The 14,509-nt window shown below is 76.0% G+C and carries 10 protein-coding genes; 3 read left to right on the top strand and 7 right to left on the bottom strand.

The window, feature by feature from the left end; translation table 11 throughout:
- Positions 1-59: 59 nt before the first annotated feature.
- From mycP to ACIQOW_RS38705, 4 genes are all read right to left on the bottom strand, one after another.
- The gene (mycP, locus tag ACIQOW_RS38690) at positions 60-1,295 is read right to left on the bottom strand and encodes a type VII secretion-associated serine protease mycosin (RefSeq protein WP_317619923.1); all 1,236 of its coding nucleotides are present in this window, start codon (positions 1,293-1,295) and stop codon (positions 60-62) included.
- Between the two features lie 99 nt (positions 1,296-1,394).
- The gene (locus ACIQOW_RS38695; protein ID WP_401092527.1) at positions 1,395-1,685 is read right to left on the bottom strand and encodes a WXG100 family type VII secretion target; all 291 of its coding nucleotides are present in this window, start codon (positions 1,683-1,685) and stop codon (positions 1,395-1,397) included.
- A gap of 120 nt (positions 1,686-1,805) precedes the next feature.
- Positions 1,806-2,111, bottom strand: a complete 306-nt coding sequence (locus ACIQOW_RS38700) for a WXG100 family type VII secretion target (RefSeq protein WP_401092529.1) — start codon at positions 2,109-2,111, stop codon at positions 1,806-1,808.
- A 185-nt stretch (positions 2,112-2,296) separates the two neighbouring features.
- Entirely contained in the window at positions 2,297-3,991 is a 1,695-nt protein-coding gene (locus ACIQOW_RS38705) for a type VII secretion protein EccB (protein ID WP_401092531.1), read from the bottom strand.
- A 185-nt stretch (positions 3,992-4,176) separates the two neighbouring features.
- On the opposite strand from ACIQOW_RS38705, the gene eccE reads away from it, so the two are divergent.
- The 3 genes from eccE to ACIQOW_RS38720 all read left to right on the top strand — a co-directional run bounded on the left by eccE (position 4,177) and on the right by ACIQOW_RS38720 (position 8,575).
- Positions 4,177-5,586 carry a type VII secretion protein EccE gene (eccE, locus tag ACIQOW_RS38710; protein ID WP_401092533.1) on the top strand — a complete coding sequence of 470 codons (1,410 nt, stop codon included), beginning with the start codon at positions 4,177-4,179 and terminating at the stop codon, positions 5,584-5,586.
- Positions 5,586-6,353 (top strand): hypothetical protein, encoded by a 768-nt coding sequence (locus ACIQOW_RS38715; RefSeq protein WP_401092535.1) that lies wholly within the window; start codon positions 5,586-5,588, stop codon positions 6,351-6,353. The genes eccE and ACIQOW_RS38715 overlap by 1 nt, the downstream gene beginning before the upstream one ends.
- A gap of 131 nt (positions 6,354-6,484) precedes the next feature.
- On the top strand, positions 6,485-8,575 hold the full coding sequence (locus tag ACIQOW_RS38720; RefSeq protein ID WP_401092536.1) for a MinD/ParA family protein: 2,091 nt from the start codon (positions 6,485-6,487) through the stop codon (positions 8,573-8,575).
- 60 nt (positions 8,576-8,635) lie between these two features.
- On the opposite strand, the gene ACIQOW_RS38725 is transcribed toward ACIQOW_RS38720, so the two are convergent.
- From ACIQOW_RS38725 to truB, 3 genes are all read right to left on the bottom strand, one after another.
- Entirely contained in the window at positions 8,636-9,613 is a 978-nt protein-coding gene (locus ACIQOW_RS38725; RefSeq protein WP_401092538.1) for a bifunctional riboflavin kinase/FAD synthetase, read from the bottom strand.
- A 92-nt stretch (positions 9,614-9,705) separates the two neighbouring features.
- The gene (locus tag ACIQOW_RS38730) at positions 9,706-13,365 is read right to left on the bottom strand and encodes a serine protease (protein WP_401092540.1); all 3,660 of its coding nucleotides are present in this window, start codon (positions 13,363-13,365) and stop codon (positions 9,706-9,708) included.
- 202 nt (positions 13,366-13,567) lie between these two features.
- Positions 13,568-14,497, bottom strand: a complete 930-nt coding sequence (gene truB / locus ACIQOW_RS38735) for a tRNA pseudouridine(55) synthase TruB (protein ID WP_401092542.1) — start codon at positions 14,495-14,497, stop codon at positions 13,568-13,570.
- Between the last annotated feature and the right edge of the window lie 12 nt (positions 14,498-14,509).

Here is a 14,509-nt window from a genome sequence, read left to right on the forward strand (position 1 = left end):
GGCCTCGGCGGGCCTCGGTAGGGCCGGTGGGTCCTGGTGGGGCCGATTCCCGCCGATCGTCAGTCGGCGGACCTGCGCCGCTGGTCGCGCAGCACCACGCCGCCGCCGATCAGCAGGGCGACCAGCAGGGCGCCGATGCCGAGGACGTACGTCGCGGTGCGGCCGTCGCGGTCGGCCTGGGTCTCGCCGAGGCCCACCGGGCGCGGCACGATCGGCGCGGCGGCGAGCTGCACCGGGGCGTCCGGGGCCGCCGCGAAGGGCGCGTCGTCGGGCGCCTTGGTGACGGCCCTGACCGGGTCCACCACACCCCAGCCGACGAACTCGTCCGGCTCCCGCTGGGTGCGCTGCGCGGTCTGCTCGATCCAGGCCCGCACCTGGGCCGCCTTCCAGCGCGGGTGGGCGCCCCTCAGCAGCGCGGCGAGCCCGGAGACGTACGGGGCGGCGAAGCTGGTGCCGTTGTCCACGCACTGGCCGCTCCCCGGCACGGTGGACAGCATGTCGACACCGGGCGCGGCGACCTTCACGAAGCCGCCGTACTGGGAGAACGGCGCCCGCTCGTTGTTGCGGTCGGAGGCGCCGACGGCCAGCACGGTGGGGAAGGCTCCCGGATAGGTGTCGCCCTCCTTGCCGTCGTTGCCGGTGGAGGCGACCACCACGACGTCCTTCGCCTCGGCGTACTCGACGGCGGCCTTCAGCTCCTGGTAGCCGCCGAAGTGCGCGTCGCCCGCGCCGCGGACGTCCTGGGAGATGTTGATGACCCTGACACCGGGCTGGTCGACCGCCTTCCTGATCGCCGTGACCAGGGTGGAGACGTCGCCGTTGCCGTCGCTGTCGTTCTGCCGGACCGAGAAGATCCGGGCGTCGGGGGCCAGCCCGACGAAGCCCGTCCTGGGGCTGCGGCCGGCGGCGATGATGCCGGCCACCTTGGTGCCGTGGCCGACCGGGTCCTCGATGGACTTGCCCTGGACCGCTTCCTTGGTCTCCCGGTTGACCAGCAGGTTGGGGCCCTCGTCGACCTTGCCGGTCAGCTGCGGGTTGGTGATGTCCACCCCGGTGTCGATGACCGCGACGGTGACGCCCGCGCCGGTGGTCCGCCCGCCCTGCCACAGCTCGTCCAGCAGCAGCCGCTGCAACGACCACGGCACGGTCTGCACGTCGGGCGCGTTCTTGGGGCAGTCGCCGGCCGCGGCCAGTCCGGTCCCGCCGTCGGCGTGCGCCGGAGCGGCGAGCGGGCCGCCCAGCACCGCGAACGCGGCGAGCGCCGCGGCCGCCTTCCGGTACCCGTGTCGGGACACCCTGCCACCCCTCATGTCGTCCACCCGTGCCGCGCGTCGGGGGCGGGTGCCCGGAATCCGGGTACCCGCCCCCTGCCGTTCCTCTGTGGAACCCGAACGTCAGCCCCAGAGCTTGGAGTTGGCGTCCTCGGTCGTCTTGTAGCTCTGCGCGGCCTGGTCCAGCGAGGTCGCGATCTTCGCGCAGGTCTGCTGGAGGTCGTTGGCGCGGGTGTCCCACTGGGTCTGGTGCTGCTGGTAGCCCTGCTGGGCGGCACCCTGCCAGCTGGCGGCGATGCGCGTGACATTCGCCTTGAGGTCGTTCAGCAGGTGGTCGATGCGGCCCGCCGAGGCGCGCACCTCCTCGGCCGCCTGGTGAACGGTCTGGAAGTTGACGAGGATCTGGTCGGACACGTTGTCTCCCTTGACGAGGGCGCGGAGCGCCACGCGGTCAGTGGCGGGCGCTCCGCGGAGCGGTGGATCGGGACAGAACGGCGATCGCCGCGGCCGCGGTGATCAGCGCGAATTCGGTGGTCAGCCCTGGGCCGAGCCGAACATCGCCTTCTGCTCCTCTTCGGTGCTCGCGTAGTGCTTGGTGGTCAGCTCGATCGCGTGCTTGATCGCGGTCAGCGAGTCCTTGAGCTTCGCGATGTCGTCGTTGACCCTGCCCTGCAGAGTCGTGTAGGCCGTGGCCGCCTGGCCCTTCCAGCCGCTGGTGACACCCGAGACCGTGCTGATGAGCTTGTTCCGCTCAGCCTCGATCTTGCCGATGGCCTCTTCGATCTGCTTGGCGAAAGCCAGCATCTCCTGAGCGGTCATCGTGAACTGACCCTGAGCCATGCTCCACCGTCCCCCATGAGACAACATTCTTGCGTGTACGGAGCGCCCGGTGCGGGCCGTCCGTCCCATCACCCGTGTGATGTCCAGCAGCACTGTAGTCGGCACACGCAACTCACCCAACACCGAGCAGGGAGTAGTTACCAGACCATGACACTGAGGCCAATTCGGTTGCCGCGCTTGGCCGGTCAGGCGTTCTGCGGCTGGGCGGCGCTCTTCGCCGTCAACGGCGGGCCCGCCGGAACCAGGTTGGACCACTCCTTCGGTACCGGCAGCGGCTGGACTCCCTGGTAACCCAACCTGGCCTGGTTGCCGCCGGGTTCCTCCGGCTGCTGGGACGGCTGCTGGCCCGGCAGCTGGGACTGCGCCCCCGGGGCCGGGGTGCCCGACGGCGGCGCCGACGGCTTCGGGGTGCCGCTCTGACCGGGCTGCGGCGTGCCGGTGGGGCGCCGGCCGCCGTCCCCGTTGGCCGGGACGGAGTAGCGCAGCCCGGTCTCGGTGATCAGGAAGTCGCTTCCCGAGCCGGCGGTGGAGTGGTCCAGCGAGCGGTAGAACAGCCCGTGACCCGGGGTCACGTACGCGGCCCCGGCTCCGTTGTTGTACGGCGCCGGGTACGAAGTCCCGGCCCAGACGCTGCGCCTGGCCGTGCCACCGTCCTCGGCGACGCCGTCGAAGGTGCTGCACACGACCATCCGGGCGTCCTGGCGGTCCTGCCAGTTGTTCACCGGGGCACCGGCCTTCAGCGGCCAGTCCGCCGCGGTGTCCGGCAGCCGGACGTCGCCGCCCCACTGGGCGTTGTCGGACGGGGTCATCTCGTCGCTGCGCGGCTTCTTGTCCTGGTCGTACTTGTAGAGCACCTGGAAGGCCGGGTTCTGCCGGATCAGCTCCGCCTGGAACGCGGTGACCAGGTGGAGCTGGTCCTTGCCGACCACGTAGTGGCGGTCCTGGTAGTGCACCAGCCGGCCGACCCTGCGGTCGGCCTGGTTGCTCAGCTCCACCTTGCTGTTGCCGCCCTGGGTGTCGGCGACGCCCTCGACCTTCGGGAAGGTGATCGGGGTTCCGCTCACCAGGGTCTCCAGCCAGTCCCGCTTGACCCGCTGCGGCACCGCGTTGGGCCCGAACACCGCGGTGATCAGCGCCTTGCGCTCCTTCTCGTCCGACTGCGGGGAGCCGATCGGGTGCTTGCGGCCCTGCGCGTCGACCAGGAACACCGCCGCCCCCGCGGCGGCCGGCTGGCCCGGCGCCGGCGCCGCCGACACCTGCTGCTCGTCCGCCTGCTGCACCAGCATCAGCTGGTCGGGGCCGAGCATCCGGTCCTTGGCCGCCAGCGCCGCCGCGTCCGCGCCGGCCACCACGAACACCGCCTGGTTGACGGTCTCCTGCTTGTCGTCCGAACCCGGGCGGTCGCACACCGCCCACTTCATCGGCTTGCTCGCGTTGTCCGTGGTCGGCAACTTGTCCGGCGCGTACGGGATGCCGATCGTCGGCCCGTGGTTGGGGTACCGGTCGAGCACCCCGTCGTCCACCACCACGACCTTGGCGCCCGCGGGCAGCACCAGCCGCGCCGAGGACATGTTGAGCACCTGGTGCAGCCGCCTGGTCCTGCCGTCCGGATCGGTGAGCACCACGTACCTGGTGGTCGACTGCTTGCCCTGGATGACGTTCTTGCCGTCGTCCCACTTCACCGGCGCGCTCGGCTTGAACACCCCCCACAACCCGAAGCCGGCCACGATCACCACCCCGGCCAGCACACTCGGCAGCACCGCCTTCACCGGACGCGGCGCGTCCTCGTCGCTGCCCCCGCCCGCGGGCAGCAGGAAGGCGCCCACCGTGCGCTTGCGGGCGAAGGTGTACGCGTTCAGCTCGTCCCGGCGCGATGCCATCGTCGTCGTCCCCCTTGTCAGACCTTGCCGGACCCCGTCAGACCGGCCTGCCCCGTGGTCACCCGCCGGGCACGAACCGGCGCGAACCCTCTACGATGCGGCAGCAGACGGTGAGTACGGTACGGGTACGGTCCGCGAACCAGCCAGCCGGGCCGCGGCAACGGATCAGAGAGGGCCACCGGGGGATGCCAAGCCAGACCGCTCCAGGACGCCGCCGCAGCGCGGGCGTCGGGAGGTCGCGCCGGGCCGACCGGGCGCAGCACAGCGCACCGGCGACCGAGGCCGGGACCGCCCCGCCGCAGCCGACCGGCACCGGGGGCGGCGGCGCCGTGCAAGTCCGGGTCAATCCCCGACCCGGGCTCCTCGGCGGCCGGTTGAAGCTCCAGCAGCTCGTCCTGGTCGAGGTCGCGGCGGCCCTGGTCGCGGTCGGCTGGACGATCAGCCGCCCGGTCGCGGCCGGCTTCGGCGCGGTCGCGCTGGTGCTGCTCGTCCTCGCGGTCGTGCCGGTGCGCGGGCGCACCCTCCCGGAACTGCTGCGCGTCAGGGCCGCCCTCAAGTCCCGCCGCAGGAAGGCCAGGACGCTGCTGCCGCCGGCCGGCACCGACCCGGCGCTGGCGCCCGCGCTGGAGCTCGAACCGGGACTGCGCACCTGCACCCACGCCACCGAGGCCGAGTTCGGCGGCCGCCCCGTCCGCCGGGAGACCGGCATGGTCGGCGACGGGACCTTCCTCAGCTCGGTGCTGCTCGTCCAGGCCAAGGACCAACCGCTGCGCCCGGTGCGCACCGCGCTGCCGCTGCCGCTGGACGTGATCTGCTCGGCGCTCACCGTGGACGACATCACCCTGGAGTCGGTGCAGCTGGTCCAGCACACCCAGCCCGCCCCCGCCCCCCACCTGCCCGAGCAGTCGCTGGCCGCCCGCGCCTACCGCGAACTGCCGGACGGCACCTCCACCCCTGGACTGCGGCTGACCTGGGTCGCGCTGAAGCTCGACCCGGATCGCGCGGCCACCGCCGTCCGGGCCCGCGGCGGCGGCGAGGAGGGCGCCCGCAAGGCCCTGCAGCGGGTCACCGACCAGCTGGCCGGACGGCTCAACAGCGCCGGGTTCAACGCGACCGTGCTGGACGAGCGCGAGCTGATCGCCGCCCTGGCCATCTCCACCTGCGCCAACCCGATCGCGGTGGCGGGCCGGCAGGGCACCGGCAGCGGCGGCGGCACCACCCGCCGCACCCAGGAGGGCAACCGGTTCTGGCGGATCGACGACCGCTGGCACACCACGTACTGGATCTCCCGCTGGCCGCAGCTGAGCCGCCCCGGCGGCGCGCCCGGCCGGGTCGCCGCGCCGGACCTGGTCAACCTGATCACCGGCTCCCCGGCCCTCGCCAGCACCTTCAGCCTGACCGCGGGGCACGGCACCGGCGGCTCGGTGACGGTCAGCGGACACCTGCGGGTGACCGGCCGCAGCGAGAGCGAGGTCGGGCAGGCCGGCCGCCAGGTGGAGACCAGGGCGCAGAGCACCGGGCTCGGGCTGGTCCGGCTCGACCTGGAGCAGGCACCCGGCATGCTCGCCACCCTGCCGCTCGGAGGGGCTTCCTGATGGCGTACCAGTCCTATCCCACCCTCGGCCCGCAGCCGGGCGCCGAGCAGCGCCGGACCAGGCCGCGGATCCTGCCAGGCTTCGGGCTGCGCGGCCCCCGCCGGGAGAAGCACGTCCTGGAGGCGGCCGACCTCGCGGCGCTGGCCCTCCCGGTCGGCGACGACGGCGTGGTCATCGGCGTCGACCCGCAGGGGCTGCCCGCGGTGCTCGGCCTGTTCCGCCCGACCTCGTACGACCTGGTGCTGGTCGGCGGCATGTGGACGGCGCAGGTCATCGCGCTGCGGGCGGCCGCGATCGGCGCCCGGGTCGCGGTGGAGACCGCCCGCGCGCAGCTGTGGGGCCCGATGGCCCAGGCGGCCGGCGGCGGCCAGCCGTGTGTGACGGTCCATCAGATCGGCCGGCTCGGCCCGCAGGGCGCCTCGGTGGCCTCGCCGGTGCTGGTGGTGCGCGACCTCGGTGCCCGACCGCCGCGCAGTCGGCTCTCCGCCGCGCCCTGGCAGACCACCCTGACGCTGCTGCCCTACCTCGGTCCGAACGCCTCCCGGGTGCTGAACGCGGCCGACCTGGTCGGCGTGCAGCGGATCTCGCCGCAGGAGGCGGAGCTGACCGGCCGGGTGCTGTCGCTGCCGCCGGAGGACGTGGCCGCGCTGCCCACCCTCGGTGACGACCTCACCCTGTGGGCGACCCGGATGCGGCGTCAGTACGTCCGGGCCGTGGCCGGACAGGCCGAACAGCAGGTGCTCGGCGGCCCGCGCCGGATGGACTGAGCAGCGGCTCGCCGCACCGGGCGGGCCGGAAGGGAAGCGAAGCCGCCTTCAACGGGGGTTGCCGTACGGCCTAGTCTTTGATGCGGCAACGGCACCGCTGAACAAGCGGCGGCGAACACGAGGGAGCCAGAGTGAGCAGCGATCGGGACGGCGTCTACGTCGGCGACAACGCGGCGGAGGACGACGACGACTGGTCGGACGCGCCTGACTACACTCCCCCGTCCTGGTACGTGCAGACCGAGACCTCGGCGGCACCGGCCGCTGCGGCCGCTGCGGCTGCGGCCCCCGCTGTGCCGGGGGCGCCCGGTGCGGCGGCGCCCGGGCCCGACGCCCCGGTGGCCGCCGCCGTTCCGACGCAGGCTCAGCAGGCCCAGGCCCAGGCCCAGACTCCGGCGGCCGACCAGGCCGCGGCGCCGCTCGCCGTCCCCGCTCCGACGCCCGCACCCGCGCCCGCCGTGCCGGCCCCGCCGGCCCCGCCGGTGCAGGCCGAGGCGCAGCACGTCCCGTTCCCCGCCGCCGCGGTGGCTCCGCCGGTGGCCGAGCAGCCGCAGGCCGCCGCCCCGGCCTGGCCGACTCCGGAGGCCGCGGCGCAGCCGCCCGCCGCCCAGCAGCCCCTGCCGCACCCGTACCCGGCGCCGGTGCCCGCCGCGGCCGCGCCGCCGGTGCACCCCGCCCAGCCCGTCCAGCCCGCCCAGCCGCAGAACTTCGCGCAGCCGCCCGTCCAGCAGGCCCCGCCGCAGCTCCCCCAGGACCCGCAGGGCCCGCCGGCCGGCTGGGACCCGCAGGCCGCGTGGGCCGCCCAGCAGGCCGCCGCAGCACAGCAGGCCGGCCCGGCGCCGCAGCCTGCCCCGGTGCCGCAGCCCGGCCCGGTGGACCCGCGCCAGGGCGGCTGGCCGCAGCCCGCCGCGTACCAGCAGCCGGCCCAGCCGCAGCCCGGCCCGCAGGTCCACCCCGGCCAGCCGCAGCCGGGCCAGCCCTGGCAGCAGCAGCCGCAGGCCCCGCAGCCCAGCGCGTTCCAGCAGGCCGCCGCCCCGCAGCAGACCGCGCACGGCGCGCCGCTCGGTTACACCGCCGCCGTCGAGCTGTCCTCGGACCGGCTGCTGCGCAGCCAGCCCAAGCAGCAGCGCCAGCAGCCGCGCTTCCAGTTCGGCGGCAAGGCGGCGGCGGCCGAGAAGGCCCGCAAGCTGGAGATCATCCGCACCCCGGTGCTGAGCTGCTACCGGATCGCCGTGATCAGCCTCAAGGGCGGCGTCGGCAAGACCACGACCACCACCGCGCTCGGCGCGACCCTGGCCAGCGAGCGCCAGGACAAGGTGATCGCGATCGACGCCAACCCGGACGCCGGCACCCTGGGCCGCCGGGTCAAGCGCCAGACCGGCGCGACCATCCGCGACCTGGTGACGGCCATCCCGCACCTGCGCAGCTACATGGACATCCGTCAGTTCACCTCGCAGGACCTGAACTCGGGCCTGGAGATCCTGGCGAACGACGTCGACCCCGCGGTCTCCACCACCTTCAACGACTCGGACTACCGCCAGGTGATCGACGTGCTGGGCCGCCAGTACCCGATCATCCTGACCGACTCCGGCACCGGCCTGCTGTACAGCGCGATGCGCGGGGTGCTGGACCTGGCCGACCAGCTGATCATCGTCTCCACCCCCAGCGTGGACGGCGCCTCCAGCGCCTCGACCACCCTGGACTGGCTCTCCGCGCACGGCTACGCGGACCTGGTGCAGCGCAGCATCACGGTGGTCTCCGGAGTCCGCGAGACCAGCAAGATGATCAAGGTCGAGGACATCGTCGCGCACTTCCAGACCCGCTGCCGCGGCGTGATCGTGGTGCCGTTCGACGAGAGCCTGGCGGCCGGCGCCGAGGTCAACCTCGACATGATGCGGCCCAAGGTCAGGGAGGCGTACTTCGAGCTGGCCACCCTGGTCGGCGAGGACGTCGCCCGGGCCCAGCAGGCCGCCGCCCAGCAGTCCGGCTGGCAACAGCAGGCCCAGGCCTACCCGCAGCCCTACGCCGACCCGCAGCAGCAGCCCCGGCCCTACCCGCAGCACGCCGGCCTGCCCGCCCCCGGGGCCCCGTGGGCACCGCAGCCCGGCCAGGCCCCGCCGCCCCCGCCCGGGTACGGCTACCCGCAGCAGCCCGCTCCGGGGACGCCCTGGCCGCAGCAGCCGGGCCCCGGCTACGGCTACCCGCCGCAGGCGCCCCAGCAGTGAGACAGCGGAAGGGGGCCCGCCGACACCGGTCGGCGGACCCCCTTCCGTCGTTGCGGGCGCTCAGCCGCCGTCGGTCAGCTCGCGGGCCTGCTTGACGTCGTCGGCCATCCGGTCCAGCAGCGCGTCGATGGAGTCGAACTTCTCCATCCCGCGCAGGTAGGCCAGGAAGTCCACGGCCACGTGCAGCCCGTACAGGTCCAGGCCGACCCGGTCGATGGCGTACGCCTCCACCGTGCGGGCGGTGCCGTCGAAGGTCGGGTTGGTGCCGACCGAGATCGCCGCCGGCATCCGCTCTCCCCGCGTGCCCTCGGGCAGGAGCGGCCCCTCCCCCTCGACGGTCAGCCAGCCCGCGTACACGCCGTCCGCCGGGATCGCGCTGTGCGGCACGGTGTCCACGTTGGCGGTCGGGTAGCCCAGCTCGCGGCCGCGCTGCGCGCCGCGCACCACCACGCCCTCGACCCGGTGCGGGCGGCCCAGCACCTCGTTGGCTCCGGCCATGTCCCCGGTCGCGACCAGCCTGCGGGTCAGGCTGGAGGAGAACGGCTCGCCGTCCCCGGCCGTGCCGCACACCTGGAGGTCGATCACCTCGACCTCGAAGTCGTCCGCCCTGCCCAGCTCGCCGAGCAGCGCGACGTTCCCCGCGGCCCGGTGCCCGAAGCGGAAGTTGGGGCCCTCGATGACGAGCCGCGCGCGCAGCGCGTCCACCAGCACCTGCCGGACGAAGGTCTCCGGGGACTCCTTCGAGAACTCGGTGGTGAACGGCAGCACCAGCACCGCGTCCACGCCCAGCTCCGCGATCAGCTCGGCACGGCGCGAGTGCGGCGCGAGCAGCGGTGGGTGACTGCCCGGGCGGATCACCTCGCGCGGGTGCGGGTCGAAGGTCACCACCACCGAGGGGAGGCCGAGTTCGCGGGCGCGCTCGACCGCCCGCCCGATGATCAGCTGATGTCCACGGTGCACCCCGTCGAACGAGCCGATGGTGACGACGCTGCGTCCCCAGTCACCGGGGATCTCCTCCAGGCCACGCCAGCGCTGCACCTGACCGCTCCTTGTTCCGTACGGTGCGTACCCTCTGTACGCTCAAACGCTCACAACCGAACCCCTATAGCGTGCCATGCGCCTGCCCCGGCTCAGGCACCGGAATACGGGTTGAGCGCACCGACGGCCCCGTCGGCCGACCGGGGCACCGCCCGCTCGGCCTCGGCGGCGGCGCGCTGAGGGGCTCTCCCGGCCCCCGTCAGGACCGGCGTCCGGGCCGTCCGGGGGCCGTCCGCGGCGGTCGGCGCGGCCCCGGACGGCCACCGGGCGAGCAGCCCGGCGAAGGCCGCCGACCGCCCGGCGCAGCGCAGCAGCAGGTCGTCCGCGCCCGGCAGCCCCGGGGTGGCCCTGGCCAGCACCGCCCGGGCCCGGGCCGGGTTCTCGGCCGCGCAGTGCTCGGCGAGCCGCTCCACGGTCGCGGTCAGCACCGCCGGGTCGGTCTCGGTGGCGAGCAGGGTGTCCAGCAGCTCGCAGCGCAGCGCGTCCGCCGCCGGGTCGGCCACCGGGACGGACAGCGCCTCGGCGAACGGCCGCCGGACCGCCGCGCTGCGGGCGGCCAGCGCGGCGCCGAGCAGCGCCCGCAGCTCCAGCCGGTCCGCCGGGCCGACGGCGACGGCACGCGCCAGCCGGCGGCCGAGGTAGTCGACGGCGACCGGGCCGGCCAAAACCGGGTCCGCCCGCAGCAGCCGGGCCGCCAGCTCGGCGCCCCGCCGGACGGCGGCCGGGGCCACCGCGTCGGCGAGCACCCGCAGCGTCTCGGCGGGGGCCCCGCCGGGGGCGGCCGCCCGGTCGGCGAGCGCGGCCAGGACGGGTTCCGGGTCGCTCTCCAGGGCCGGGGCGAGCGCCCGCGGGGTGAGGAGGGCGTCGCCGCCCGCCCTGAGCCGGGCGAGCGCGGCCGGCAGGTACCCGGCCCGGGTCGCCGGATCGCCGGCCAGCAGCGCCAGCGCGGCGCCGTGCAGGCCCGGCTCGTCCTCGCGGGCGAGCAGCGCGAACGCGGTGTGGCGCAGCAGCTCCGCCCCGGCACCGGAGGCGTACGGGGCGGTCCGCAGCGCGTGCACGGCGGCCGCGACGTGCCGTTCGGGCCGCCGGTCGTGGCTCCAGCGGTCCACCGCGCGGCAGAGCGCGGACGGCTCCTCGGCGGCGAGCACGGTGAGCAGCGCGTCCGCCCTCGGGTGCGCGGCGGCGGCCAGGGCGTCGGCCAGCTCGTCCAGCGCGAGCCGGCGGTGGGCGTGCAGCAGGTCGTGGGCGAGGTCGGCGACGGTACGGCCGGGACGGCCCGGCAGGCCGCGCACGTCCTCGAACCAGGCGCACAGCAGCGGGAACACCGTGACCGGGTCGGCGCGCAGCCGCCCGGCCACCACGCCGAGGAAGCGCTGCCCCGGGCCGTCGGCGGCCACCAGGCGGCGCAGCAGGGCGAGTTCGTCCTCGACGGGCAGGCCGAGGCCGGTCCAGAAGGCCGGGCCGAAGCGGCCGAGCCCGGCCGCCGGGAGCGCCGCCGCCCCCACCGGGCCCGCCCGCTCGGCGATCCGGGCCGCCAACTGGTCGAGCAGCGCCCGGTGTTCGGCCGGTTCCGGGCTGGCGGCCAGGCCCGCGGCGAGCAGCCTTGCCGCCCACCAGGCGGGTTCGCTGCCCGGCGGGCGCAGGTCCAGGGCGCGCCAGATCCGGTGCAGCCACGGATCGAGCGCGCCGGCGCCCCAGGTCTCGGCGACCCGGCGCAGCGCGGCGGCGACCGGGCCGATCCGGTGCCGGGGGACGGCGCTCGCCCCGGCGTCCAGGCCCTGGCCCGCTCCCCCGGCCGGGTCCTCGGGCGGCGGCTCGTCCCCGGGCCACGGCCGCTCGTCCGTGGGCCACGAAGGCTCGTCCGCGGGCCACGGCGGGGTGTCCTCGGCCTCGCCGAGCAGCAGCCGCAGGGCGGCGTCCAGATCCAGGTGCCGGCCCTGCAACCAGTCCGCGAACTCCCCGTGCGCGAAGCGGAATCCGGGACCGGCCGGGACGAACAGCCCCTCGGCGAGCACCGCCGTGGCCCAGCCGCCCTCGACCGGGAACAGCTCCTCGAAGACGGCCCGGTCCAGCCCGCCGCCCGCCTCTCCGCCGAGCATCCGCCGGGCCGCCTCGTGCACCCGCCCGGCCACCGCCGCCGCGAGCCGGCGCTCCCGCCCGTGCCGCGGACCGCCCGGCCGCACCGCGCCCCTGCGGTGGGCGCCCGGGCGGCGCGGCCGGCCGTCCTCGGCCAGCCGCCAGGCCACCCGCAGGCAGCGCAGGTCCAGGAAGGCGCCGAACAGCTCGCCCCGGCACAGCGGACCGTCGCGCAGTCCCTGGGCCCACAGCTCCCCGGCCAGCCGGACGGCCAGCGGGTGCCGCGCGTCCTCGGCGGCGGCCGGGTGGCCCGGCGGCAGCCCGTACCGGCGGCGCACCCGCTCGGCCGCCTCGGGGGGCAGCGGGCCGAGCCGCTGACCGGCCAGGCTCGGCCCGCCCGGGCCACGGCCGTCCATCCGTACGGTGGGGGCGCTGCCCAGGTCGCCGTCCGGGTGCGGCTCCTCCGCGCGCCGCGGTCCCGGGCCGCCGCTCCCCCAGTCCTCGGCCGCGAGCCGCTCCCACAGTTCCTCGCCGCAGGCCGTCACCAGCCGGGCCCCGCAGCCGGTCAGCCACTGCCCGGCGCCGCGCAGCCAGCGCGCGTCCACCGGCAGCGGGGCCTCCTCGGGGCCGTCCAGGACCACCAGCAGCGGCCGGCCGGCCGCCGCGCACAGGGCCGCCACCGGCTCCGGCGCGGGCGCCGGGGTGCCGAGTGCGGCCGCCGCGGCGGCCAGCGCCCGTTCCACCGGCTCGGCGAGCGAGCGGTCCCCGGCGCGCAGGTCCGCGCCGCGCAGCCAGAGGGTGGGCAGCGGGTGGGCGGCGGCACCCCGGCGGGCGGCCAGCGCGGCCAGCTCGGTGGTGCGCCCGCTGCCGGGGGCGCCGACCAGCGCGGTGAGGGTCGCGGCGGGCTCGTCCCCGGCCAGGCCGTCCGGCCGGTCCACCCGGTCGGCGGCCAGGTGGGCCACCCGCCCCGGCCCGGCGCCGGCGGCCGCCAGCTGGGCGGCGGTCAGCCGCAGCACCCCGGCCAGGCCGAGCGCCGGCCCGTACCCGGGCACCGCCGCCACGTTGCCCGCCGACAGCCCGGCCGGTGCCTCGGCGCCCCGACTGCCTCCCCCGGCCGCCAGGGCCGCCACGGCCGCCAGCGCCCCACCGGTCCCGGGCCCGCGCACGGCGGGCGAGGCTAGGGCGACCACCGCCCCGCTGCGGGCGTCCAGCACCGGCGAGCCGGCCGGCACCGTGACCCCGCCGACCACCGGCACGTCCAGCAGCAGGACCCCGTCCAGCCGGTGCCCGCGGTACACCGCGCCGGTGATCCCGAGCAGCCCGCAGCGCAGCACGACCACCCGGCCGTCCTCGCCCGCCAGCGCGGGCAGCAGCACCTCGGGCCCGGCCCCGACGGCGGTCGGCGGCAGCGGCGGCACCGGCAGTCCGCCGACCGCGTCGGTGCGCAGCAGGGCCAGCCCGTGCTCGGGCAGCGGCAGGACCGCCTCCGGGCCGAGCACCCGGCTCTGCCCGCCGGGGGTGTGCAGGACGACCCGGTCCAGGCCGGCCACGCTCTCGTGCGCGGTCAGGACGCTCCCCTGCGGGCCGGCGACGAACCCCAGGCCGCGCAGCCGCCCGTCGAGGTCGCGGATCCGCAGCAGGTACCGCCCCGGATCGCCCTCCGCACACCCCGGCATCCCGTGTCCTCTCCGCCGCCGCTCGCCCGCTGCTCGCCCGCCGCCGGGAGCCTGCCCGCCGGAGCGGCGGCCCGACCACGCCCGCGCCGCTCACCACCGGCGAACACTTCGCGCGCTCCCTCGTCCGGGTGAAGGGAATCCGGGAACGGGAGAGCCCCCGTCGGGATGACTCCCGACGGGGGCTCGGAACGGCACGGGACCGTCAGCCGACGAAGACCGCGACCGGCTTCGCCTGTCCGCCGTTCTCCTCGACCAGCGCGAGGAAGCGCCCGTCCGGCCCGAACACCGCGATCGGCCCGTCCACACCCATCCCCGGCGCCTTCAGCCGGGCACCGTGCGACAGCTTCTGCGCCGAGGCCTCGTCCAGGTCCCAGCGCGGGAAGGCGGCCGCCGCGGCCTCCCCGATCGGCAGCACCTCCAGACCCTTGGCGGACTCGCCGGTGACCTCGGCCTCCAGCTGCTCCAGGGTGCGCGCCGACTCCACCCCGTACGGCCCGACCCTGGTGCGCCGCAGCGCGGTCAGGTGCCCGCCGACACCGAGCCCGGCGCCGAGGTCCCTGGCCAGCGCCCGGATGTAGGTGCCGGAGGAGCACTCGACGGTGACGTCCAGGTCGATCACCGGCGTGCCGTCCTCGGCGACCGCCGCGCGCTGCCCGTGCACCGTGAACGAGTGGATCGTGGTCGGCCTGGCCGCGAGCTCGAAGTCCTCGCCCTCGCGCACCCGCGCGTACGAGCGCTTGCCGTCGATCTTGATCGCGCTCACCTTGGACGGCACCTGCAGGATCTCGCCGGTGAGCGCCGCGATCCCGGCGTCGATCGCCTCCCTGGCGACCGCGCCGGCCGCGGTCGAGGAGGTGACCTCGCCCTCGCGGTCGTCGGTGACGGTGGTCTGGCCGAGCCTGATGGTCGCCTCGTAGGTCTTGGCGGTGAGCATCAGGTGGCCGAGCAGCCGGGTGGCCCGCTCGATGCCGATCACCAGCACGCCGGTGGCCATCGGGTCCAGCGTGCCGGCGTGGCCGACCTTCCGCGTCCCGGCCAGCCACCGCAGTTTGGCGACGACCCCGTGCGACGTGATGCCTTCGGGCTTGTCGACGATCACCAGGCCGTCGGGGCCGGTGCCTTTGCGCTTCATCGAGTTCTTCGG

Origin of the sequence: Kitasatospora sp. NPDC091335 (assembly GCF_044757205.1) — a bacterium.
Classification (GTDB): Bacteria; Actinomycetota; Actinomycetes; order Streptomycetales; family Streptomycetaceae; genus Kitasatospora.